This is a genomic window from Propionivibrio sp., assembly GCF_016790145.1.
Classification (GTDB): Bacteria; Pseudomonadota; Gammaproteobacteria; order Burkholderiales; family Rhodocyclaceae; genus Propionivibrio.
In genome coordinates, this window is sequence record NZ_JAEUOI010000159.1 from 1 (window position 1) to 23,424 (window position 23,424).

Annotated in this window: 24 protein-coding genes and 1 pseudogene; 13 read left to right on the top strand and 12 right to left on the bottom strand. The window is 55.7% G+C overall.

Annotated elements, in window-relative coordinates; all coding sequences use genetic code 11:
- The 4 genes from aspS to nudB form a co-directional block, all read left to right on the top strand.
- On the top strand, positions 1-1,495 hold a 1,495-nt coding region (aspS, locus tag JNM42_RS13145; protein ID WP_294270662.1), incomplete at its 5' end, for an aspartate--tRNA ligase.
- A 5-nt stretch (positions 1,496-1,500) separates the two neighbouring features.
- Positions 1,501-1,926, top strand: coding sequence for a ribonuclease domain-containing protein (locus JNM42_RS13150; protein ID WP_294270664.1), 426 nt, complete (start codon positions 1,501-1,503; stop codon positions 1,924-1,926).
- Positions 1,923-2,387 (top strand): barstar family protein, encoded by a 465-nt coding sequence (locus JNM42_RS13155; RefSeq protein ID WP_294270668.1) that lies wholly within the window; start codon positions 1,923-1,925, stop codon positions 2,385-2,387. The genes JNM42_RS13150 and JNM42_RS13155 overlap by 4 nt, the downstream gene beginning before the upstream one ends.
- Positions 2,384-2,830 carry a dihydroneopterin triphosphate diphosphatase gene (gene nudB, locus JNM42_RS13160; RefSeq protein WP_294270671.1) on the top strand — a complete coding sequence of 149 codons (447 nt, stop codon included), beginning with the start codon at positions 2,384-2,386 and terminating at the stop codon, positions 2,828-2,830. Before JNM42_RS13155 ends, nudB begins: the two co-directional genes overlap by 4 nt.
- On the opposite strand, the gene JNM42_RS13165 is transcribed toward nudB, so the two are convergent.
- The 4 genes from JNM42_RS13165 to JNM42_RS13180 all read right to left on the bottom strand — a co-directional run bounded on the left by JNM42_RS13165 (position 2,802) and on the right by JNM42_RS13180 (position 4,949).
- On the bottom strand, positions 2,802-3,002 hold the full coding sequence (locus tag JNM42_RS13165) for a cysteine-rich CWC family protein (protein ID WP_294270674.1): 201 nt from the start codon (positions 3,000-3,002) through the stop codon (positions 2,802-2,804). The genes nudB and JNM42_RS13165 overlap by 29 nt on opposite strands.
- A gap of 4 nt (positions 3,003-3,006) precedes the next feature.
- Complete coding sequence (locus JNM42_RS13170) at positions 3,007-3,786, bottom strand: DNA-binding domain-containing protein (protein WP_294270677.1); 780 nt, start codon at positions 3,784-3,786, stop codon at positions 3,007-3,009.
- On the bottom strand, positions 3,783-4,622 hold the full coding sequence (locus JNM42_RS13175; RefSeq protein WP_294270679.1) for a DUF692 domain-containing protein: 840 nt from the start codon (positions 4,620-4,622) through the stop codon (positions 3,783-3,785). The genes JNM42_RS13170 and JNM42_RS13175 overlap by 4 nt, the downstream gene beginning before the upstream one ends.
- A gap of 66 nt (positions 4,623-4,688) precedes the next feature.
- Positions 4,689-4,949, bottom strand: coding sequence for a hypothetical protein (locus tag JNM42_RS13180; RefSeq protein ID WP_294270684.1), 261 nt, complete (start codon positions 4,947-4,949; stop codon positions 4,689-4,691).
- A 179-nt stretch (positions 4,950-5,128) separates the two neighbouring features.
- Between JNM42_RS13180 and JNM42_RS13185 the strand changes: the two genes are divergently transcribed.
- Positions 5,129-5,695, top strand: a complete 567-nt coding sequence (locus JNM42_RS13185; RefSeq protein WP_294270687.1) for a VTT domain-containing protein — start codon at positions 5,129-5,131, stop codon at positions 5,693-5,695.
- Between the two features lie 180 nt (positions 5,696-5,875).
- Here the strand turns inward: JNM42_RS13185 and mnmE are convergent, their stop codons facing one another.
- Genes mnmE through rpmH form a run of 5 tightly spaced genes read right to left on the bottom strand, consistent with a single transcriptional unit; the run spans position 5,876 to position 9,679 of the window.
- A complete protein-coding gene (mnmE, locus tag JNM42_RS13190) occupies positions 5,876-7,252 on the bottom strand; it encodes a tRNA uridine-5-carboxymethylaminomethyl(34) synthesis GTPase MnmE (RefSeq protein ID WP_294270689.1) in 1,377 nt (458 codons plus the stop codon).
- The gene (gene yidC / locus JNM42_RS13195) at positions 7,218-8,915 is read right to left on the bottom strand and encodes a membrane protein insertase YidC (protein WP_294270692.1); all 1,698 of its coding nucleotides are present in this window, start codon (positions 8,913-8,915) and stop codon (positions 7,218-7,220) included. The genes mnmE and yidC overlap by 35 nt, the downstream gene beginning before the upstream one ends.
- Positions 8,916-8,938: 23 nt before the next feature.
- Positions 8,939-9,148, bottom strand: coding sequence for a membrane protein insertion efficiency factor YidD (yidD, locus tag JNM42_RS13200; protein WP_294270694.1), 210 nt, complete (start codon positions 9,146-9,148; stop codon positions 8,939-8,941).
- A gap of 4 nt (positions 9,149-9,152) precedes the next feature.
- A complete protein-coding gene (gene rnpA, locus JNM42_RS13205; RefSeq protein WP_294270696.1) occupies positions 9,153-9,548 on the bottom strand; it encodes a ribonuclease P protein component in 396 nt (131 codons plus the stop codon).
- Positions 9,545-9,679: a 50S ribosomal protein L34 gene (gene rpmH / locus JNM42_RS13210; protein ID WP_294270699.1), complete on the bottom strand. Its 135-nt coding sequence runs from the start codon at positions 9,677-9,679 to the stop codon at positions 9,545-9,547. Before rpmH ends, rnpA begins: the two co-directional genes overlap by 4 nt.
- A 316-nt stretch (positions 9,680-9,995) precedes the next feature.
- Between rpmH and dnaA the strand changes: the two genes are divergently transcribed.
- The 6 genes from dnaA to JNM42_RS13240 all read left to right on the top strand — a co-directional run bounded on the left by dnaA (position 9,996) and on the right by JNM42_RS13240 (position 17,397).
- Complete coding sequence (gene dnaA / locus JNM42_RS13215; protein WP_294270702.1) at positions 9,996-11,399, top strand: chromosomal replication initiator protein DnaA; 1,404 nt, start codon at positions 9,996-9,998, stop codon at positions 11,397-11,399.
- A 210-nt stretch (positions 11,400-11,609) separates the two neighbouring features.
- Positions 11,610-12,722: a DNA polymerase III subunit beta gene (gene dnaN / locus JNM42_RS13220; RefSeq protein ID WP_294270706.1), complete on the top strand. Its 1,113-nt coding sequence runs from the start codon at positions 11,610-11,612 to the stop codon at positions 12,720-12,722.
- A gap of 57 nt (positions 12,723-12,779) precedes the next feature.
- On the top strand, positions 12,780-15,248 hold the full coding sequence (gene gyrB, locus JNM42_RS13225; RefSeq protein WP_294270708.1) for a DNA topoisomerase (ATP-hydrolyzing) subunit B: 2,469 nt from the start codon (positions 12,780-12,782) through the stop codon (positions 15,246-15,248).
- A 77-nt stretch (positions 15,249-15,325) separates the two neighbouring features.
- Positions 15,326-16,033, top strand: coding sequence for a pseudouridine synthase (locus tag JNM42_RS13230; RefSeq protein WP_294270712.1), 708 nt, complete (start codon positions 15,326-15,328; stop codon positions 16,031-16,033).
- Between the two features lie 77 nt (positions 16,034-16,110).
- Positions 16,111-16,470 carry a DsrE family protein gene (locus JNM42_RS13235; protein ID WP_294270715.1) on the top strand — a complete coding sequence of 120 codons (360 nt, stop codon included), beginning with the start codon at positions 16,111-16,113 and terminating at the stop codon, positions 16,468-16,470.
- A gap of 12 nt (positions 16,471-16,482) precedes the next feature.
- The gene (locus JNM42_RS13240; protein ID WP_294270717.1) at positions 16,483-17,397 is read left to right on the top strand and encodes a hydrogen peroxide-inducible genes activator; all 915 of its coding nucleotides are present in this window, start codon (positions 16,483-16,485) and stop codon (positions 17,395-17,397) included.
- A 66-nt stretch (positions 17,398-17,463) separates the two neighbouring features.
- Here the strand turns inward: JNM42_RS13240 and JNM42_RS13245 are convergent, their stop codons facing one another.
- The 3 genes from JNM42_RS13245 to JNM42_RS13255 all read right to left on the bottom strand — a co-directional run bounded on the left by JNM42_RS13245 (position 17,464) and on the right by JNM42_RS13255 (position 22,490).
- Positions 17,464-20,037: a DNA topoisomerase III gene (locus JNM42_RS13245; protein WP_294270720.1), complete on the bottom strand. Its 2,574-nt coding sequence runs from the start codon at positions 20,035-20,037 to the stop codon at positions 17,464-17,466.
- A gap of 323 nt (positions 20,038-20,360) precedes the next feature.
- Positions 20,361-21,452, bottom strand: coding sequence for a DNA-processing protein DprA (gene dprA, locus JNM42_RS13250; RefSeq protein ID WP_294270722.1), 1,092 nt, complete (start codon positions 21,450-21,452; stop codon positions 20,361-20,363).
- Between the two features lie 3 nt (positions 21,453-21,455).
- Entirely contained in the window at positions 21,456-22,490 is a 1,035-nt protein-coding gene (locus tag JNM42_RS13255) for a LysM peptidoglycan-binding domain-containing protein (protein ID WP_294270725.1), read from the bottom strand.
- A gap of 202 nt (positions 22,491-22,692) precedes the next feature.
- On the opposite strand from JNM42_RS13255, the gene def reads away from it, so the two are divergent.
- Both def and JNM42_RS13265 read left to right on the top strand, forming a co-directional pair.
- Positions 22,693-23,196 carry a peptide deformylase gene (gene def / locus JNM42_RS13260; RefSeq protein WP_294270728.1) on the top strand — a complete coding sequence of 168 codons (504 nt, stop codon included), beginning with the start codon at positions 22,693-22,695 and terminating at the stop codon, positions 23,194-23,196.
- Positions 23,193-23,424 (top strand): annotated as a pseudogene (locus JNM42_RS13265) (methionyl-tRNA formyltransferase); the annotation flags it as partial. The gene def and the pseudogene JNM42_RS13265, both read left to right, overlap by 4 nt.

The following is a 23,424-nucleotide window of genomic DNA, read 5'->3' on the forward strand; positions in this document are numbered from 1 at the left end:
CCCGCCGTTCCAGCTTGATGAGGAAAATCTCTCCGAGAACGTCCGCCTGACCCACCGCGTCATCGATCTGCGCCGCCCGCAGATGCAAAACAACCTGATGCTGCGCTACAAGACGGCCCGCGCTTTCCGCCGCTTCCTCGACGACAACGGCTTCATCGACGTCGAAACGCCGATGCTGACCAAGTCGACCCCGGAAGGCGCCCGTGACTATCTGGTCCCGTCGCGCGTCCACGCCGGCCAATTCTTTGCGCTGCCCCAATCGCCGCAGCTGTTCAAGCAGCTGCTGATGGTCGCCGGCTTTGACCGCTACTACCAGATCACCAAGTGTTTCCGCGACGAGGATCTGCGCGCCGACCGCCAGCCCGAATTCACCCAGGTCGATATCGAAACCTCGTTCATGAACGAGGATGAAATCACCGCACTGATGGAAGATCTGATCCGTACCGTATTCAAGGAAGCGATCGACGTCGAGCTGCCCAATCCCTTCCCGCGTCTGAGTTACTCCGAAGCCATGCAGCGCTACGGCTCCGACAAGCCCGATTTGCGCGTTACGCTGGAACTTACCGAAGTCACCGAGCTTGTCAAGGACGTCTCTTTCAAGGTCTTCGCCAGTGTCGCCAACAGCGTGAACGGACGCGTTGCCGCGCTGCGCATCCCTGGCGGCGCCACGCTGACCCGTGGCGAGATCGACGCTTACACCGTGTTCGTCGGTATCTACGGCGCCAAGGGGCTGGCCTACATCAAGGTCAACGACGTTACCCAACTCAACGAGACCGGCCTGCAATCGCCAATCGTCAAGAACCTTCATTCTGCTGCACTGCGTGCGATTGTCGAACGCACCGGCGCCCAGTCCGGCGACCTGATTTTCTTCTGTGCCGACAAGGCCAAGGTCGTCAACGACTCGCTTGGCGCGTTGCGCGACAAGATCGGTCACGAAAAGGGCTTCCTCAACGGCAAGGCCTGGGAACCACTGTGGGTCGTCGACTTTCCGATGTTCGACTACGACGAAGAAAACAAGCGGTGGACGGCTTGCCACCACCCCTTCACCAGCCCCAAGGACGAGCACCTCGCACTGCTCGCCAGCGATCCGGGCAAGTGCCTGGCCAAGGCCTACGACCTGGCGCTCAACGGCTGGGAACTCGGCGGCGGCTCGGTGCGTATCCATCGCGCCGACATCCAGGAGCAGGTCTTCAAGGCACTCGGCATCGGCGAGGAAGAGGCCCGGCTCAAGTTCGGCTTCCTGCTCGACGCCCTCAAGTACGGCGCGCCCCCGCATGGTGGCCTGGCTTTCGGTCTCGATCGCATCGTGACCATGATGACCGGCGCCGAGTCGATCCGCGACGTGATCGCCTTCCCCAAAACGCAACGCGCCCAATGCCTGCTTACCGACGCACCGAGCGCAGTGGATGAAAAGCAGTTGCGCGAACTGCACATCCGCCTGCGTCAGAAGGCAGAAGTGCAAAGCGATTCGCTAGCCGATAACGGCAAGGCCTGAAACTCGTGCCCTGGTTTACAGCCTTTCTCAGGCTGGCGCTGTCTCTGGCGCTGGCCGGATTGTTCGGCATTGCCATTACGACGGCAGGCACGCTACAGGCCCGCGAGGCGTACTACGTTGATAGCATCGACTCGGTCAGTCTGGCCGAACTCCCCCCTGAAGCCCGACACACCCTGGACCTAATCCAGCGCGGCGGCCCCTTTCCCTACCCGCACAAGGACGGCAGCACCTTCGGCAATTTTGAAAAACGTCTGCCCCGGCAAGCGCGCGGTTACTACCGCGAATACACCGTTCCCACACCCGGCAGCCGCGATCGCGGCGCCCGGCGTCTGATCGCCGGCAGAGGTCACACGGGCAATGTGACCACCTCCGGCGAGTATTACTACACCGACGACCATTACCGCAGCTTCCGCCGGATACGCCAACCATGACCGTTCAGCGAAACCCCGATCCGACAAACGAGAAACAGATGAACAACAGCGCAGCCGGAATTTTCAGGCTGGCACGTAAGGATCTCCCCGCGCTCCGACAAGCCGCAGACGAGCTCAAACAGCACGTTTTCAGCGTTGACCTCGAGCACGCCCACAATGTCCCCGGCTTCATCAAGGCATTAAGTCGTGACCTGGATTTTCCCGAGTGGTTTGGCGGCAATCTCGACGCGCTTCATGACTGCCTGACCGATTTCTCCTGGCACCCGGCTCCCGGCTACATCATTACGCTCGGCGGGAGCGAGACGCTGCGCGCCAACCCCACCAGTTTTGCGGCATTCAACCAGGTGCTCGCCAGCGCTGTCCAGGCGTGGCAGGCGAGGAACATCCCGTTCCGCGTCTTTTACCTGCACGACGACCCGAACCCCGCCAGCGGGCAAGATCTTTCTTCCGGCAAGTCATGATGGTCTATAAACGCCCGGTTTCCGTACTGGTCGTTATCCACACGCCTGATCTGGGAATCCTTCTGCTCGAGCGCCGCTCGCACCCCGGCTACTGGCAATCGGTTACCGGCAGCCAGGAAGACGGCGAAAGCCTGATCGCCTGCGCCGCGCGCGAAGTCGAAGAGGAAACAGGTATTACCGCCAGTCAAAGCGACTTCAACGACTGGCAGCTCACTAACACTTTCGAGATTTTTGCCGAATGGCGACATCGTTATGCGCCCGGCATCACGCGCAACACCGAGCACGTTTTTTCACTGGAAATTGAGCAAGACTTGCCGGTGACCATCGCGCCGGACGAGCACCTGAACTACCTGTGGCTGCCGTGGCGCGAAGCGGCAGAAAAATGTTTTTCCTGGAGCAACCGCGACGCCATCCTCATGTTGCCCGAGAAGACTGCTCGCTGATGCGTTTATCCAGGCACGCCGGGCAGTAGCAGCGACTGCTGGCTTCCATGGTCAACAACCCGATCGGCTTTTCCATGCACCAGCAGGTCTGCAAGCCCGCAATGGCGCCACAGTCAAACGCTGCACCGCAGCCGGCACACACACTATTCTTTGCTTCCTGTTCAAAGGCCATGGATTTATCCGTTTTCGGCTTGATTTTTGACTAGCAATCCGTCGATTACCCAGCGCTGCAGCAATCCGGCGGCTGTTGTCGCCGGATCGGGCTCACCGGTCTCGGCAATTGCCGTACAGCATTCGGCAAAGCGGGCGCCCTGTGCCAGCGTGCGCAAGGCTATAGCCTCGACAGGCCCGGCCGAACGCCATAGGCATTCGAGTTCGGGCCGCCAGACCAGCAACACATGAGCCAAAGGATCGGGGGCTTCGGTTTCCGCCGCTGCGTCTTCGTTAAGTACGCGCCAGATCGGTTCGACTGCCCAGTCCAGATCGACCAGGCGCAACGAAGGCAACAGCGCAAAGCGCCGCTGCGGCCACCGCTCTGGTGCCAGAGCGGCCAGATCGGAAAGCGTCAGCGGTGCTGCGCCTGCGGCATCGAAAGCGCTGCGGATCGCCCAATCCATGCGCGCCACATCTGCCAGCGCCGGGTGCGGCAGGCGCTCCGGTGGGGCATCGAGAAATGCCGTCAGTTCATCGCCAAACCAGCGGATCGAACGAAAACGCGAGGGGTGCGCGTCAATGTAGTCGCGCGCCAGTTCGGCAAACGCCTCGTCGCCCAGCGCGCGATGCAGCACCGGGAAGTTGTCGCGCAGCGCCGACAACAGGCGCGCGCGATAAGCCATCAGATACAGCCCAAGCCCGCCGGCAATTTCGCGTCCCTCGGCAACAAACAGGCCGGGCGCGAAATCCTCGGTCAATATGGCATGCTGGAAGCGGCGCTGCAGTTCACCCGTGGCCTTCATGCCGCCTGCCTCTGTTCGGCCACGACCCGTTCTGCCACTACGCGAACGGCATCCAGCTCGGCGATCAATTCGCCGAGCGGCGGAATATGGTCGTCGCGCTCGATCATCGTGGGCACCGCTCCGAACCGGCGCACGCTGTAGGCGTAAAGGTCCCACACTGCATCGCAGATCGGATGATCGTGGGTATCGATGATGTAATCGCCGTGGTCTTCGTGGCCGGCGAGGTGGATCTGGCGCACCGCCGCTGCCGGAATCGCGTCGATAAAAACCTGCGGGTCGAAGCCGTGATTGACGCTGCTCACGTAAATGTTATTCACGTCGAGCAGCAACTGGCAACCGGTGCGCGCCACCAGTTCGCCAATGAACTCCCACTCGCTCATTTCGTCAGCGCGATAGCTGACGTAGCTGGAAACATTTTCGAGCAGGAAGGGGCAGCCAAGCAGATCCTGCACCTGCGCCACGCGCGGTACCAGATGGCGCAGCGTCGCCTCGCTGTAAGGGAGGGGAAGCAGATCGTGCAGATTCAGCGAATCGGTCCCCGTCCAGCATAAATGATCGGAGACCCAGGCCGGTTCGACGCGCGCGACAAGCGCCTTGAGCTGGCGCAGATAGTCGCTATCGAGTGGATCGGTGCTGCCGATCGAAAGCGAAACGCCGTGCATCGCCATCGGGTAATCGCGGCGGATTAGATCGAGAAAATGCAATGGCTTGCCGCCATCGACCAGATAGTTCTCGGAAATGATTTCAAGCCAGTCGACGCGCTGAGGCGCAGCGACAAAGTCGCTGTAGTGATCAGTCCGCAGACCCAGACCGAAACCTTGCACCGCTTGGCTCATCGGCGTCTCCCCTGAAATTGTGTGAAAAGGCCGCCCCGGCACCAGCCAGGGCGGCCGGCAAGCTGCTTACTTGGCGACCTTGCCGCCGGCGTCCGTACATTCCTTTGCGCTGGCCTTGCTCACCCAGCCCTGGCCCTTGCAGCCATTCTGGCCCTTGCACTCGTTCTTGGCCGTTTTGCACTCTGACGTTCCCTTGCACGAATTGATTCCGGTGCAATGTACCGAGCCGCCTTCAGCCGCCTGGGCGACAGGGGCCATGATGCCGCCCGTGGCGAAAAGGGCCGCCGCCGCAGCGGCCAGAGCAATACCGGATAATTGATTTGACATGATGAGTCTCCTTGATATGATGGGGTAGCAGAAGCCGGCCGCACACAAACGGCATTGCCGACACTGATTAGACGCTGAACGATAAGAATTACTTACATTAAAAGTACATTATTTTTCGTTACGTACAAATTTCTTTATAAACAAAAAGTTATAAAAGTCATACGCCTGCGGAAAGTGCCATGAAGCAATACAAGCGACTGCTAGCAGTCATTCTTTTTATCTCGTCGCTGTTTGCCGTCTTTGAGCTATCCGGCCTGCATGATCATTTCAACCTGGCATTCCTGCAGCATCAGATTGACGAAAACCGGTTCACCGGCCTGTTGATTTTTGTCCTTTTGTTTGCCCTGGGCAATCTGATCCAGATTCCCGGCTGGCTGTTTCTCGCCGCCGCCGTTCTCACACTCGGGCGAACCTGGGGAGGACTCGCCACCTACGTTGCCGCCTGCATATCAAGTGTGCTGACGTTTTTCGCCATCCGGCTGATCGGCGGCGACGCCTTGCGGCAATTGCAGAACAGAACCGCCGTGCGCATCCTCGCCCAACTCGACGCGTATCCGATCAGAAGCGTCGTCCTCTTGAGAGTGCTGTTTCAGACCGTACCCGCCCTCAACTATGCCCTCGCATTATCCGGCATCAGGTTTCGGCAGTACCTCACCGGAACCCTGCTCGGCCTGCCTCTGCCGATTGCATTGTATTGTCTGTTTTTTGACTATCTGGCCAGAGCGTTGAAGATACCGGGGTTTTGATTTTCGATGACGCTCAATCGCGATTGGCTGCATTTTGCAAATGAATCTTGGCAGATGGCCATCGTGAAATTGGTCGGAAAAGTCTTGGGCAATCGTCGGTGGAATGACCCTGTTCCGCGCACCGACCAAGTGCCATCGTGATGGTCAATCGGTAGTGTGCGGAACGGTCAGGAATGCTCGCTATTTTCCAATACAAAATCGTCCGAATATTTCACCCAGCAGGTCGTCGGCGGAAAACCTGCCGGTGATTGAACCGAGTGCGATCTGAGCCAGACGCAGTTCCTCGGCGAAGAGTTCGAGTTGGGGGAGCTGAGCCTGAGCGGCGGTGATGTGCTCGCGGGTATCCGCCAGGGCGCGCAAGTGCCGTTCGCGGGCAATGAATACATCCTCGACAGGATGCCATCCGGCAATCCGCAGCAAAGCCTGGCGCAACAGATCAACCCCTTCGCCGTGTTTGGCCGAAATCGATACGGACATTCCACCCGGCTCATCGTGCAGTTCGGGCGGACTCCCGGTCAGATCGATCTTGTTGAATACGGTGATGCGAGCCAGGTGTGAAGGAAGCCGGGCAAGAATGACGCGTTCGGCATCGCCGACGCCGCTACGGGCATCAACCAGCAACACCACCACATCGGCGCGTTCAATTTCGTGCCAGGTACGAGCCATTCCGATTTTCTCGATTTCGTCTTCGCTGGCGCGCAGCCCGGCAGTATCGACGATGTGCAGGGGAATACCTTCGACCTGCAGCGTACTGCGCACGACATCGCGTGTGGTGCCAGCTACCGGCGTAACAATCGCCACATCGTCGCCGGCCAGACGATTGAGGAGGCTGGACTTGCCGACGTTGGGCAGACCGGCGAGGACGACGTGCAGGCCACCTTGCAGAAGCCGGCCCTGCCGGGCGCGGTCAAAAACCGAGGCGAGCCTTTGCTGCAGTCGTTCGAGACGAGCGAAGGCATCGGCTGCTTCGAGAAAATCGACTTCTTCCTCGGGAAAATCAAGCGTGGCTTCGACCAGCGCGCGCAATTCGATCAACTGTTCGAGCAGTGCGTCAACTTCCTTTGAAAACTCGCCTTGCAGCGAACGCACGGCACTGCATGCGGCACTCGTGGTGGCCGCATCGATCAGATCAGCAACCGCTTCGGCCTGCGCCAGATCGAGCTTTCCGTTGAGGAAGGCGCGGCGGGTAAATTCTCCCGGATCGGCCAGACGTGCGCCGAGGTCCAGACAACGCGCCAGCAGCATTTGCATCACGACGGTGCCGCCATGCCCCTGCAACTCGAGGACGTCTTCACCGGTGAACGAGTTCGGGGCAGGGAAATAAAGCAGCAAGCCGCTGTCGATGAGGCTGCCGTCTGCCGCATGGAACCCAGCCAGGGTAGCTTGGCGGGCTACAGGTTGCCTGGCGCTCAATGCTTGGGCAAAGGCCAGCAGGCCCTGACCGGAGATGCGGATAACGCCGATGCCGCCGCGGCCAGGAGCCGTGGCAATGGCGGCTATGGTTTCCGGGTGCGGGCGCGAATCAGCCCTTGGCGTCGTTGGCGGCTTTTCCGCCACGTTCGACCATCCGGGTAATTTGCCATTGCTGCGCAATGGAGAGGGTGTTATTGACGACCCAGTAGAGCACCAGTCCCGACGGGAAAAAGAAGAACATGCCGCCGAAGATGAAGGGCATGAACATCGTGATCTTGGCCTGGATGGGATCAGGCGGCGTCGGATTGAGCTTGGTCTGGATCAGCATGGTCGCCATCATGATGGCCGGCAATACGTAGAACGGGTCTGGCGAAGACAGATCCGTGATCCACAGGATCCACGGCGCATCGCGCATCTCGACGGCACCGAGCAGCGCCCAGTAAAGCGCGATAAAGACAGGGATCTGCACCAGAATCGGCAAACACCCCCCCAGAGGATTGATCTTCTCGGTCTTGTAGAGATTCATCATCTCCTGGTTCAGTTTCTGTTTGTCGTCGCCGTAACGTTCTCTCAACGCCGTCAGACGCGGCGTGATGGTCCGCATCTTGGCCATTGATTTATAGCTGGCCGCTGACAGGGGATAGAACAGGGCCTTGATGGCGATGGTCAGCAGGACAATGGACCATCCCCAGTTGCCGACAAACTTGTGTATGAGTTCCAGGCACCAGAAAATAGGCGCGGCAACAATAGTCAGCCAGCCGTAATCGACAACCAGAGGCAGACCCTGGGCACCGATACCGCCATCAGCCACCGGCTTGGCGAGCTGATCCAGCATCGACTGAATTTGCGGTCCGGCATAAAGCGATACCGATTGGCTGTCCTTGGATCCGGGTGCGATAAGGGGTGTCGGCACGATGACACCTGCCGTTATTGCCGGATTCTCGCCGCCTTCGAGCCTGCGGACATAAAACTCGCGTGGCTGCTTTTCCTGCGGAATCCAAGACGACACAAAGTAGTGCTGAACCATGGCCACCCAGCCGTTGTCGGCTTTTTCATTGAACTTGGCCTTGCCTTTTTCGATATCCTTGAAATCTATCTTTTGGTATTTATCCTGCTCGGTAAAGACCGCCGGACCGGTATAGGTGCTGACCATCCTGCTCTCACCTTCCGGCGCTACGGTGTCACGCTGCAGTTGGTAATAGGCATGCGCCGCGATTTCCTTCTGACCGGCATTGTCGATTTCATAAGCCACATCGATCAGGTAGCTGCCACGAGTAAAGGTGTAGACCTTGGCCACCTTGACACCATCGACAACCGGCGCTTCGAGCCGAAGCTGAATGGTTTTCGCATCGGGTGCAAGCTCCCGGCTTCCAGCCGAAACGGTGAACTTCGTCTTGTGATTGGGTAGTCCTTCGCCGATCAGGCCGCTTTGCGCTGCATACTGGTGCCGGGTATCAAAGAGGGAGAAATCTTTCTTCTTGTCATTGGTTTCTTTGTAATTATTGAGCTCGAGACCAATGAGATCTCCACCCTGCAGCGAGACGTCAGCGACGAACAGATCCGTCTTGATGCTGACGACTTCGCCCACGGCCGCCTTGGGTGGCGGTGCAAGAGCTGGCACAGCGGCCTTATTGGCCGGGGCGGCCTGGGTTGCCGACGGAACCGGTACAGGCGATCCGTTTGCGCTGGTAGTCACTGCCGCAATCTGTGCCGCGACTTTGGGCTGGTTGTATTTCTGCCAAGCATCCCAGAGCATGACCAGCGAGAAACAGAAGACAAGCAGAAGAATCAGGCGTCGGTTATCCATTAACTGCCTATGCAATGATGATTTCAGGGGACGGGGTCAAAACCACCCGGATTCCACGGGTGGCAGCGGGATATGCGGTTGAAACCTAGTCGTGCGCCCTTGAACGCACCGTGTTTCTCCACCGCTGCGGCGGTATAGTCCGAGCAACTGGGGAAAAAACGGCAACGGGGCCCAAGAATGGGGCTGATCGCGTATTTGTAGACGCGAATCAATGCCAGCAGAAGGAATTTCATCGGCTCATCGTTCGGGTGTGATCATTTTTTCCAGCAATTTCCGGATTTCATCTGCCAGGGCTCGCCGGTCAAGTGGTTCGGGTCTGGCCGCCAGGCGTAGTATCAGGTCACGCGAAGGCAGCCGGCAGCGCATCATGCGGAAGTTCTCACGAGCCAGTCTCCGGATCAGGTTGCGATCCACCGAACGGCGCACAAGCCGCTTGGCGACGACCAGACCCAGACGGGCACCTGCCACTTCTTCAGCCGCCCGAAGGCGGTAATGTAACAGGAAATGAGTGCTCTTTAGCGCCTTCCTGAAACCAAAAACGGATGAGAATTCATCCGTTTTTGTCAGTCGATGGGAATTTGGGAACGCAGTAGCCGAAACCTGGCGTTTTCCCGCAGGCTGTCTTGCGTTCAAACGGCCAAACGATGACGACCTTTCGCGCGGCGGGCGCGAATCACGGCACGACCGCCACGGGTTGCCATACGAACAAGGAAACCGTGCGTGCGTTTACGACGGATAACCGAAGGTTGATAAGTGCGTTTCATTATTAAACCCTTGATGTCATTGCAAAGTAAACGCGCAATTAGACAGTGTCCGGCTTGCTCTTGTCAAGTCTAAATTTTTGTTCTGGCTGTGGATAACTTGCATCCGACAGGTTAAAATCATCAATTTTGACAGTTCACGAGATCCGGATGGAAATCATGGAAGACGGCCGTAATCCATTTCTATCCGCATAAAAACAAGCTTACTTGAACACCAAGCCTGCCACCTTTTTTCACTGCCCTTGTTCTACGTGCATTGCAAACAGTCGCCGGCTACACCATTGCAGCTCCTAATCGGGATTGTGTCGAATTATTATTCATGAGTAGTTTCTGGATTTCCTGCCTGAGCCAGTTTGAAAAAGAGCTTCCGCCTCAGCAATTCAATACCTGGATTCGCCCGCTTCGTCTTGAGGGTGAAGATGATTTCGCAAACGGCTTGCGCCTGCTTGCGCCTAACGGCTTTATTCTGAAATGGGTGAAAGAACGTTACCTGACGCGTATCGAAGAACTCGGCAGTGTTTTTTTCTCGGCACCGGTCAGCGTTTCACTTTTGCTCGGAGAACGCACGTCGGACCCTGTCAATCGAGCGCCACCAGACACAATGCATGAAGTTGCGTCGACAGACAGGCCAAATCGGGTACACAACAGTGCTTTGGCCGTCCTCGAACGGCCCCTTGAAAAAAACCGCTCCTTCTATGAAAAAACCCGGCTAATCTCCGGCTTCACCTTCGATAACCTGATCGTCGGAAAAGCCAACGACCTTGCCCGTGCCGCCTCCGTACAGGTTGCCATCAATCCTGGTGGGGTCGCCTATAATCCCTTGTTCATCTATGGTTGCGCCGGTCTTGGCAAGACTCACCTCATTCACGCCATAGGCAATCAAATCCTTGAACAGAGCCCGGAAAAAGTTGTTCGATATGTACACGCCGAAGATTATTACTCGGATGTGGTCCGTGCCTATCAGACCAAGTCGTTTGATTCATTCAAACGCTACTATCGTTCGCTTGATGTTCTTTTGCTCGATGATGTCCAGTTCTTCAATGGCAAGAACCGGACTCAAGAAGAGTTTTTCTTTGTTTTCAATGCATTGATTGAGGTAAAAAAACAGATTGTTATCAGTTGTGATACCTACCCAAAAGATATTTCAGGCCTTGAAGACCGTCTGATCACTCGCTTTGACTGGGGTCTTACGGTCCAGATCGAACCACCGGAAATCGAGATGCGCGTCGCTATCCTGAAAAAGAAAGCTGAAGTGGAGGGTGTTGAACTCGATGATGAAGTTGCTTTTTATATCGCCAAGCATCTCCGGACAAACGTTCGCGAACTTGAGGGAGCGTTGAAAAAAGTACTGGCTTACGCTTCTTTCCATCGGCGAAAGATTGATCTGGAGCTCGCGAAAGAGTCACTCAAGGACCTTATTGTTGCGGTGAACCGGCAGATCAATGTGGAAAATATCCAGAAAACCGTGGCAGATTACTTCAAAATCAAGGTTTCCGATCTGTTTTCCAGAAAACGTACGCGTCAGATTGCTCGACCCCGTCAAGTCGCCATGTGGCTTGCCAAAAATCTGACCTCGCTAAGCTATCCCTCGATTGGCGATTCATTTGGTGGCCGAGACCATACAACTGTCCTGCATGCCGTGCGCACTATTGAAGTACTTCGTACCAGAGATAACGAATTGAACCACGATGTACATGTTCTGTTGCAGGTTTTAAAAGGCTAGTTCAAGCATGTATAAGTTACCCTGGAAGCTGTGGGTAATCTGTGAACAAGTTCCAAAAGATGGGGTTGTGGATAGTTTGTTATAGATTATCCACAGACAGAAACAAGGGTTTTACAGTACGGATTAGTGTTCTAACTACTTGATAATTAGTTATAAATTATAGATATCCCCAGAGTTGTCTTTGATATTGTCTTTATAGGACTTATATATATGCTTCTTATTAAAACCCAACGCGACATGCTTCTGGCTCCCTTGCAGTCCGTGTCAGGGATAGTCGAGAAGAGACATACGCTACCGATTCTGTCCAATGTATTGCTTGAGAAGAAGGCAGACCTGCTGACCTTGCTGGCTACGGATATCGAAATACAGATTACGACAACAACCAGTGGCGCCGCTGGTGATGGCGACGGTGCGGTAACCGTGGGTGCACGAAAACTTCAGGATATTCTGCGCTCCTTGCCGGACAGTGCCGAGGTCAGCTTGAATCTCGACGACAAGCGTTTGCAGGTTCGTGCCGGAAAAAGCCGTTTCACTTTGCAGACCCTGCCGGCAGAAGATTTTCCCCGTATGGCACTGTCCGATGGAGATATGAGAAAATTTACGGTGACACAGAAGCAGTTCAGGCAACTGTTGGCACAAACACAGTTTTCAATGGCGGCACAGGATGTTCGCTATTATCTGAACGGCCTCCTGCTTTTGATTGATGGTAACGAGTTGCGGGCAGTAGCAACCGATGGTCACCGACTGGCCTATGCCAGCATGCCGCTCGAAGGCGAAACGGAATCATCGCGTCAGGAACTCATTTTGCCGCGTAAAACAGTACTCGAACTAAGTCGTTTGCTTGCTGACAATGATGAACCCTTGCTGATTGAACTGTCGTCCAACCAGATCCGATTCAAGTTTGGTCACATCAACCTGGTTTCGAAATTGATTGACGGAAAATTTCCGGATTATGAGAGAGTAATTCCAGCGACTCTCAAGAACGTGGTTGCGCTCAATCGTGCAGCTCTTCTTCAGTCTATGGTCCGTGCAGCAATTCTGACCAATGAAAAATTCCGTGGTGTTCGTCTGGTACTGAGCGCTGGAAGCATGAAGATCATGGCTGCCAATGCCGAACAGGAAGAAGCTCAGGAAGAAATTGAAGTCGACTATAACGGTGATGCGATAGATGTCGGCTTTAATGTAGGTTACCTGCTTGACGTTCTGAACAATACCTCGGTAGAGACGGTAGAGTGGGGTTTTAACGATGCCAATTCGAGCGCTTTGTTGTCAATTCCAGGAAATGACCGATTCAAATACGTTGTAATGCCCATGCGTATTTAGAAAATGATTTTAACAAGAACGAAAAATGTTTCACGTGAAACAGAAATTGGAAACAGCATGATCGAAGAGAATGGCCAGTCCGCTTATGATGAATCAAGCATTCAGCAACTTGAGGGTCTGGAAGCGGTACGCAAGCGGCCGGGTATGTATATTGGCGATACGTCTGACGGTACCGGATTGCATCACATGGTATTTGAGGTGGTCGATAATGCCATTGATGAGGCGCTGGCTGGATATTGTGACGACATCGTGATCACAATCCATGCCGACAATTCCATTTCGGTAACTGACAATGGCAGAGGAATTCCGACCGGCGTCAAATTCGACGATAAGCATGAGCCGAAGCGTTCGGCTGCTGAAATTGTCATGTGTGTATTACACGCCGGCGGCAAGTTCAACCAGAACTCCTATAAGGTTTCCGGTGGTTTGCATGGCGTTGGTGTTTCCTGTGTCAATGGACTATCCAAGTGGCTGCGTTTGACGATCCGGCGCGAAGGAAAGAAGTACCAACTGGATTTCAACCGGGGTGTTGCGGTTGACCGCCTGATTGAGATACAGAATGGAGTTGAAGTTTCACCGCTGAAGATTATCGGGCAAACCGAAAGACGGGGAACTGAAGTTCATTTCATGGCCGATGAAGAGATTTTTGGCCATGTCGAGTTTCATTACGAGATTATCGCCAAACGTCTACGTGAACTTTCCTTTCTGAACAACGGGGTGAAAATCCGGCTCCTTGATCAACGTACCGGCAAGGAAGAGGACTTCGCCTTCCTCGGCGGGGTCAAGGGTTTCGTCGAGTACATCAACCGTTCGAAGACCGTGTTGCACCCGAATATCTTTTGCTCATCCGGCGAATCGGTCATCCCGAACGGTGTGATCAGCGTCGAGGTCGCAATGCAATGGAACGACACCTACGCCGAGCAGGTGCTGTGTTTCACCAACAACATACCGCAGTCGGACGGCGGTACCCACATGACCGGCTTGCGTGCTGCCATGACGCGGGTGCTGAACAAATACATCGATGAGCATGAGATTGCCAAAAAGGCCAAGGTCGACATCACGAGTGACGATATGCGTGAAGGTCTCGCTTGCGTTCTGTCGGTAAAAATGCCTGATCCGAAGTTTGCCTCGCAAACCAAGATGAAGCTGGTTTCCTCGGAAGCTCGTCCTGCCGTTGAAGAAGTTGTTGCAGCCAGACTGAGCGAGTTTCTTCAGGAACGGCCGCTTGACGCCAAGGTGATTACCGGCAAGATCGTCGAGGCTGCCCGAGCCCGTGATGCGGCACGCAAGGCGCGCGAAATGACGCGCCGCAAAGGTCTGCTCGACGGTGTCGGATTGCCAGGCAAACTGGCCGACTGTCAGGAGAAGGACCCGGCACTGTGCGAACTCTATCTGGTTGAGGGTGATTCTGCCGGTGGCTCTGCAAAACAGGGCCGGGATCGCAAATTCCAGGCAATTTTGCCGCTCAAGGGAAAGATTCTTAACGTTGAGAAAGCGCGTTTCGACAAGCTGATTTCTTCACAGGAAATCGTCACCCTGATTACAGCGCTCGGCACAGGGATCGGCAAGGACGAATACAAACCTGAAAAGCTGCGTTATCACCGCTTGATCATCATGACCGATGCCGATGTCGACGGCGCACATATCCGCACCTTGCTGCTTACTTTTTTTTACCGGCAAATGCCGGAGCTGGTCGAAGGCGGGCACATCTATATTGCGCAACCACCGCTTTACAAGGTCAAGCATGGAAAAACAGAGCGCTATATCAAGGACGATCAGGCGCTCAGCCAGTTTTTGCTCGGGCTGGCGCTGGAAGACGCGGTGCTGACGCCGAAAACGGGTGCTCCGGAAATTTCAGGATCTGCGCTGGAAGCCTTGGCGCGTGAATACCTGCTTGCCGAAGCAGTCATCAACCGGCTTTCGCATCTGATCAACCCGCAGGTTCTGCATGCCTTGATCGACGCCAATCTGAAGATTGAACTCAATGATGAGGATTCCGCACAGTTGAGTGCCAAGGCTTTGATGGACGTAATTGGCAGCAAGATAGGAGTTCAGATCATTGCCCGTTACGACGAATCAAAGGAACGCTGGCAGTTGCGACTTGAGAAAATGCACCATGGCAACCTCAAGGTCGGCGTCATCGATGAAGATCTTCTGGTCAGCGGAGACTACGTGCAGTTGCGCAAGACCGCTGAAATTCTGGCGGGTTTGTACGGTCCGGGCGGTTCTGTCGCACGCGGTGAGAAGAAACAGCCCATGGCCAGTTTCGCTGAAACCATGCGCTGGCTGCTCAGCGAAGTTGAGCGCGGAATCAGCAAGCAGCGCTACAAGGGGCTGGGTGAAATGAACCCGGAGCAGCTTTGGGAAACAACAATGGATCCCAAGGTTCGTCGTCTGCTCAAGGTTCAGATCGAAGACGCTATTGGCGCTGACGAGATATTCACCACGCTGATGGGTGAACTTGTCGAACCGCGCCGAAATTTTATCGAGACGAATGCCCTGGCGGCTCGCAATATTGACGTCTGATATAAATGCCTTGCTTGCAGGACGGATAGTCACAGGCCTCGAAAACTGCTTCGGGGCCTTTTGTTTTGGAGTCGTCAATGGAGCTTGAGCGTTTACTCAGATCACAGGGTTTCGGCAGTCGACCCGAATGTCGCGCCTTGATTTGCAGTGGGCAGGTCAGTGTCGGAGGAATCCAGTGTGAGGATCCTTACGCTCAATTCGATCCTGAAGGTTTTGTTTTCAGTATCGATGGTGAGCTGTGGAGCTATCGAAAATTCGCCTATCTTGTGCTCAATAAACCAGCCGGCTTTGAGTGTTCCCAGAAGCCGAGGCATCACCCAAGCGTCTATTCCCTGTTGCCCCGTCCCTTGCTAACCCGGGGGGTACAGGCTGTAGGACGACTGGACGAAGATACAACCGGGCTGCTTCTTCTTTCAGATGATGGACAGTTCATTCACACCTACACTTCTCCCAAAAAGAAGATTGCCAAGGTCTATGATGTGAGCGTCAAACATCCGGTCGATACGCTTCAACTCGAAGCTTTGCTTTCCGGTGTTCAACTCAATGACGAACCGGCGTCTGTTGCGGCGACGGCCTGTGAAATACGTTCGCAGCGAGTGCTCAGAATGACGGTCACTGCCGGAAAGTACCATCTTGTCAAACGGATGATAGCGGCTGCCGGAAATCGCGTCGAAGCACTGAACCGGGTTGCTATCGGCGCTTTTGAGCTGCCCTTGAGCCTGGCGCCCGGTCAATGGATGTGGCTGCAGGCCGCAGATCTGGAACGCCTGTCATTACCAGGCTAAACATAACAGGTGACCGTTGCTGAATAAGAAATGCAGACGCATGATCTGGTGCCTAGGCTTAAATCGGAGGGGATGTTGTGCAAAATGTTCTGATCATTGTCAATGCGCCGGCTTACGGCAGCGAAAGGATGTTGAGTGCATTGAGGCTTGCAACCGCGATTACCGGTCAGGAGAATGAAACTGTTGATCTGCGTCTATTCATGATGTCTGACGCTGTGACCGTCGGATTGCCCGGTCAGCCGACAGCCGATGCGGGTGGCGGTCTGCAGCAGATGCTGGAGGGGCTGGTTCGCTATGGTGCTCAAATACGGCTATGCTGGACTTGTGCGCAGGCGCGCGGCATCGTTGATCTGGCGCTGATTCCCGGAGTGACGGTTGGCACCCTGTCCGAGCTGGCGGAGTGGACGCTGGCAGCGGACAAAGTCATTACATACTGATCAAGTCCTGCAATGACCCTGACCGAAATGCGCTACATCGTGATGCTTGCCCGGGAGAGGCATTTTGGTCGTGCGGCAGACAAGTGCCATGTCAGCCAACCGACGCTGTCGGTAGCACTGAAAAAGGTCGAGCAGCGACATGGTGTAATCCTGTTTGAACGTTCCTCGGCTGACGTCCGCTTGACCCCGATCGGCAAGCAAGTCGCCGCCCAGGCTGAACGGGTTCTGGAAGAGGCGGGCAGGCTCAGGGAGATTGCCACACAAGGTCGTGATCAGTTGTCCGGCTCAGTGCGCCTCGGAGTCATCTATACCATTGCGCCTTACCTGCTACCGCGCCTGATTCCGGCCTTGCATAAGCGCGCGCCACACATGCCGATGTATCTGCAAGAGAATTTTACCGTCAGTCTGACCGAGCAGTTGCGACGCGGTGAACTTGATGTGATCATTGTTGCCCAGCCTTTTTCTGAACCCGGGATTGTGTCCTGTCCAGTCTATGACGAACCCTTTTGTATTGCCCTGCCGATGGGACATCCCCTGGCGGAACAGGCAAGCATCACTCCCGATCATGTCGCCGCCGAGAATCTGCTGTTACTTGGCAACGGCAACTGCTTTCGAGATCAGGTAGTTCAGGCCTGCCCGCACCTCTCCGAAAGCGGAGGGCTGGAAGGGGCGCTTGAAGGGAGTTCGCTGGAAACTGTGCGTCACATGGTGGCGAGTGGAATGGGTATCTCGGTGGTGCCGGTCTCCGCAGCAGAATCATGGCCGCAGAATGAGCCGCTACTGCAATTCCGTCGCTTCAGTGACCCTGCACCCTTCCGGCGCGTCGTGATCGCCTGGCGAGCCACCTTCCCGCGTCCTCAGGCCATAGACGTTTTGCGCGCGGCTATCCTTGAATCGCCACCGATCGGAGTAACCGCAATTTCGTAGTCAGTACTGTTCCACGTTACGGAGCTCGTTGATGTTTCACGTGAAACAGCGGCCACCAGGAAATATTCAGGACTTCTTTTTTGCGCCTGTCTTATTTGTGGCAGGTTTGGGTGCGGGCTTTTCTTTAACTGCTTTCGCTGTCTTGGGTTTTGCTTCCCGCTTTTCGAACTCAAAGCCGACCTTTCCATCAGCTCCGCGCACCAGGAAAGCCGAGAATTTTCTTTTTGTCCGGGTAGAAATGAAGTTTCTCAGCAGATCAGTCCGACCGGTAGCGAGCAGTTTCTCCATCTGCCCGGTTTCAACCGCCTGTTGCAGGATAACCTTGCCGGAACGGAAATCGCAGCTTTTGGCTGGTCCCACGGATTTTTCGCAAACGTAGGCCATACCATTCTCGAAGACACGCGCCGCGCATTTCGGACAGGGGCCGAGTGCATTCTGCCCGGAGAAATCGACCACTTCGGTATTGTCATCATCATTGGCGTTCTGGCCAAAATCGAACTCCGGAAGATTTTCGGCGTTGAGCTTGATGATGGCGTTGAAGGGCCGCCCCATCTTGTTGCGGAAGCCGGTGAGCGGGCCGATTTTTCGCTCGCCAAGCAATTGCTCGATCTCGGCCGCCTCAAACTGCCGGCTAGCGACGATCTTCCACAGGGCAAAATCGCAAGACTGGCACTGGAATTTCTTGTAGGTCTCCTTGATCTTGCCGCCGCATTTCGGACAGGGAACGGAAAGTTCACCGAAATCGCCGGGAATGGTGTCGCTGTCGTAGCTTTTGGCACGATCGACGATGTGTTGTGTCATCGCCGCGATTTCCTTCATGAAGGCATCGCGTGACATTTCACCGCGCTCCATGCGGGCGAGCTTCCATTCCCAGTCACCTGTAAGTTCAGGCGCCGTCAGTTCGTCTATGCCGAGTCCGTTGAGCAGTGTCATCAGCGAGAACGCCTTGGCCGTAGGTTGCAGTTCGCGGCCTTCACGGTGCAGGTATTGCTCGCCAATCAGGTTTTCGATGATCTGGGCGCGGGTTGCTGGAGTGCCGAGACCACGACCTGCCATGGCGGCTTTCAATTCCTCGTCGTCGACCATCTTTCCGGCGCCTTCCATGGCCGAAAGCAAAGTCGCTTCCGAGTAGCGGGGTGGTGGCCGGGTTTCGGTGGCATTGAGAACTACCTCGTCGGTGTGCACTTTCTCGTTCGGCTGTACGGCAACCAGATTGCCTTCATCACCCTCCTGCCCTTCGCGACCATAAACAGCAAGCCAACCCGGATTGACCAGAACCTTGCCCTCGCTTTTGAAGGGCTCACTTTCGACACGCGTTATGCGTGTGGTGATCAAGTATTCAGCCGCCGGATAGAAAACTGAAAGGAAACGCTTGACAACCATGTCGTAGAGTTTCTGCTCCGGCTCCGAGAGGTGTTTTGGTGCCTGTAGCGTCGGGATGATGGCAAAGTGATCGGAAATCTTGGCGTTGTTGAAGATGCGCTTGTTCGGCAGTACCCAGTTGCGCGCCAGGATCTGGTGCGCAAAGGGCGAGTAACGGGTGAGCAGTGCTTCATCATGGCCCTTGCCGACACCTTCTCCAGTCAACATGGCAAGCGTAGCCTTGACGGTCGGCAGATAGTCCTCGGGCAATGCGCGTGCATCGGTTCGCGGATAGGTCAGTACCTTGTGTTTTTCGTACAGCGCCTGCGCCAGACCGAGCGTGGACTTTGCGGAAAAGCCGAAACGGCCATTGGCTTCTCGCTGCAGGCTGGTCAGATCAAAGAGCAGCGGCGAAAGTTGGGTGGACGGCTTGGCCTCCTCGCTGACCACACCCGGATGCCCGGCACATTTGCTCTGTAACAACCTGGCCCGGGATTCGTCCCACAGGCGGTCGGCGCGCTGATGTTCGTCTTCTTCACTTTTCCCCTTGGCAAAATTCTCGTCAAACCACTTTCCCTTGTATTCGCCCGCAGCACAGGCAAAGACGCCCTCCAGCTCCCAGTACGGGCGAGGTTTGAACTTGCGGATTTTGTCCTCACGCTCGACCATTAACGCCAGGGTCGGTGTCTGCACACGACCAACCGTCGTCAGATGAAAGCCGCCGGTCTTTGAATTGAAGGCAGTCATGGCGCGCGTGCCGTTGATACCCACCAGCCAGTCGGATTCCGAACGGCAGACGGCTGCATCGGCCAGGCCCTGCATTTCGCTGCCGGCGCGCAGTTTTGAAAAGCCGTCCTTGATGGCTTGTTGCGTCATCGACTGCAACCACAGGCGTTCAACAGGTTTGCCGGCTTTGGCGTGCTGCGCAATATATTTGAAGATCAACTCACCTTCACGTCCCGCGTCACAGGCGTTGACCAAGGTGCTTACATCCTTGCGCTTGATCAGCCGGGTAAGCAACTTGAGACGTGATTCCGACTTTTCGATCGGCCGCAAGTCGAAATGGGGTGGAATAACCGGCAGGTGAGCAAACGACCACTTGCCGCGTTTGACCTCGTATTCTTCCGGACAGGCCAGTTCGAGCAGATGGCCGACGGCCGAAGAAAGGACACAGTCCTCGCTCTCGAAGTAGTCGTCGTGTTTGGTGAAACCGCCCAGTGCACGGGCGATATCAGCAGCGACTGAAGGTTTTTCGGCAATGATCAGCTTCTTGCTCATGGGGTTAAGTATGCCTCGAAGGGCTTTAAATTTATATGACGATGGAATTACAGGACAACGCCACCTTGCAGGGCATAATAAGAGGACTATGCTGCGCTTGGCAAGCAGCGCTTGAATGTAGCCAGCCGGCACCGTGCTCCTGCGCAGGGTTAAAATGATTACCCAAGCGATATACGAAAGGTCTCGGTGGAGCGGTTTCGCTACAGTAACTTTGCGCAATTCCCGAAGGTTGAATGCAAATACGTCACGCCTGAGGTGTGGGGTGCTGTGCTTTTTTATCAAACACCGGACGACAGGAATACCGATCTTGATTGTGCAGGGATTCAGGCTTCGGGAAGCTGCTGGAAACGGCCACCCGGCAAGGTGACAACCCGGCCATCGAGCTCCAGGTTCAACAACATCACGGACAGCGAGTCAGCACCCAGACCACTGCGCTCGGCGAGCTCATCCAGCCCGCAGGGATCAAATCCCATCAGTGTAAGCAGTTGATCAGGTACTGCACCGCCGTCAAGCACCATTGCCGTTCTCGCTGTCGATGGCGTACCCCAGCGCAGTTCCTCAAGGACATCCTGCGCGGTTTCAACCAGCTTGGCGCCCTGTTTGATGAGCTTGTGGCAGCCGCGCGACTGCGGGGAGTGAATCGAACCGGGTATGGCAAAGACCTCACGACCCTGTTCGCCGGCGAGTCGAGCAGTAATCAGTGAGCCACTTTCCATTGCCGCTTCAACAACCAGAACACCCCGTGCAATACCGGAGATCAGCCGGTTACGGCGCGGAAAATTGGCGGAACTGACCGGCGTTCCGATCGGGAATTCGGAAATGATCGTTCCTCGGGCACCGATTTCCAGCGCCAGTTCGCGGTTGCGCGCCGGATAAATTCGATCGATGCCGGTGCCGATCAAGGCCAGGGTATCACCGCTGGAAGCCAGGGCACCACGATGCGCAGCAGCATCAATGCCAAGTGCCAGACCGCTGGCTATAACCAGACCCGCGTCGGAAAGAGCAGAGGCAAACCGTTCGGCATTGAGCGCGCCTTGTGGTGTCGGGTTGCGGCTGCCAACGATGGCCAGTGCCTGCCGGTTGAGCAGTTCAAGTCGACCCCGAACATAGATAAGTGTCGGTGGGTCAGGTATTTCCAGAAGGGCCTGGGGGTAATCGGGGTCGGCCAGAGTGATGATGTGCTGATCCTGGCCTTTCGACCACGCACACGCGCTTGCTACGGCTTCTTCATTGCCGGTATCGAGCAGAAGACGGGTTGACCGGGCCCCGATGAGGTCGCACAGCGTACTGCGGCTGGAGGAAAAGACCGCTTCGGGAAGTCCGAAGGCGGCAAGCAGCTTGCGCTGTGTTTCGCCGCCAATTCCAGGAATGAGTGTCAGTCGCAGCCAACTTGATAGCGACTCGCCGTCGATCATTGCTCAGGGCGTGCGGACGAAGTCATTGACCTCAACGGTGCCTTCCGACTGAACAACCAAGGCGTAAGAAATAAGGTCAAAGGTGCGGAAAACAAAGACCAGCCCGATACGGCTCGGGGGAATCTGTACATTCACCTTGCGACCCTCGTCGTCTCGTTCAACAACCGTCCGGTTGCGTTCAAGTGCGAGTATATGCCCGATTTCAAGCCCATTCCTGGCGCCCCGATTCAGAGAAATGATGGAGCCACGACCTCCGGAGCCGACGCCACCGTAGACCGAAACAACAAGACCATCAATCAGGGTGTCCGGCTTGTGCGGCACATAAGCGGTCATGGCTGGGCGGATGGCTGGAACCAGACGGTCACCGCGACCAATTTCCTGCTTGGCCGTTAGGACTTCAAAAACTGCCGGGTTACCCGGTTCCAGTTGAGCGGCCGTGCCCAGATAAAAGGCCTCATAGCCAAGAACCTGGGTGGGGTTAGCCGGGTTCTGATCGGGGTAAGCCGGGTCAAGCAAGGGCTTGCCGTTGCGATAGACCTGCCATTGTTTCATGTCAGGAACAGCGTTTTCTACATAAGCGATATCGCCATTGCCGAGGAACACCCGATCCTGTTGCGTGGCAACGATTCGGGCTGCGCTTTCCAGGCCATCCTTTTCTACAACGAGCGGCGCGGAAATAAAAGGCTCGATCACATTGGGCGGAATCGGAGGAATCGCCTGGTTAATCTGCTCGGAATAGATTTGCGGCCGCAGCTTCTCGACACGAAGTATCGGTTTTCCGCTGGCATCGCGATCAAGGACGATTACATCGCCGGGAAAAATACGATTCGGATTCCTGATCTGTTCCTTGTTCATGCGCCAGATTTCAGGCCAGCGCCAAGGGTCCTTGAGAAACTTTGAGGATAATCCCCAGAGCGTGTCACCGGGAACGACAATGTGCCGCTCCGGAGCGTTATCAGCCAGTTGGAGTGGTTGTTCGGCGGCGCTGCACAGAGTGGCAGCCACAGCCAGAATGAGCGCGGATATAATGCGAATCATCGTGTTATCCTCATACGAGCGGTCAGCAAAGTCAGTGAATGCTTGCAGAACTTCGGGTTCGGGTGATTATCAGGCCATGTTTCCAACCTGACCTGCACAGCGCACCCCACAGCAGACATCGCATACAATGCGCAAATTGTGCGCCTTTTTCAAGATGTTGCATTAGATTCTGCACGTAATTACTTCTTCGATCAAGCTTTTTATGCCACTACTACCAATACTCCGTTTCCCCGATCCACGCCTGAAAACCGTCGCCGCCCCGGTTGAAAAGATTGACGACAGCATCCGGCGTCTGGCAAGCGACATGGCCGAGACGATGTACGAAGCTCCTGGTATCGGTCTGGCAGCAACGCAGGTCGATATACACCTTCGAGTTATTGTTATCGACTCCTCCGAAACGCGGGATCAGCTCCTGGTGCTGATCAACCCTGAACTTGTTGACAGCGAGGGGGTTCAGGTCTGTGAAGAAGGCTGTCTTTCGGTACCGGGAATCTTCGACAAGGTCGAGCGTGCGGAGCGGGTTGTCGTTCGTTATCTCGATGTGCAGGGCAAGAAGCAAACGGTTGCCGCCGAAGGGCTGCTCGCCGTTTGCCTGCAACATGAAATGGATCATCTTGAAGGGCGGGTTTTTGTCGAGCATCTCTCTCAGCTCAAGCAGACGCGCATCAAGGCCAAACTGGCCAAGCAGTCGCGGATTACCGCATGAAGCTTGTTTTTGCCGGTACGCCGGAGTTTTCAGCATGCGCGCTGCGCGCAATCATTGCCGCCGGCCATCAAATAGCGTTAGTACTTACTCAGCCTGATCGGCCTTCAGGACGGGGTATGGTGTTGCATTCTTCGCCGGTCAAGGCCTTGGCGCAAGCTTCCGGAATCGAGGTTTTTCAGCCGCAGACGCTGAAGGATGCAACTGCCCAGCAACGAGTGCGCGCCGTCG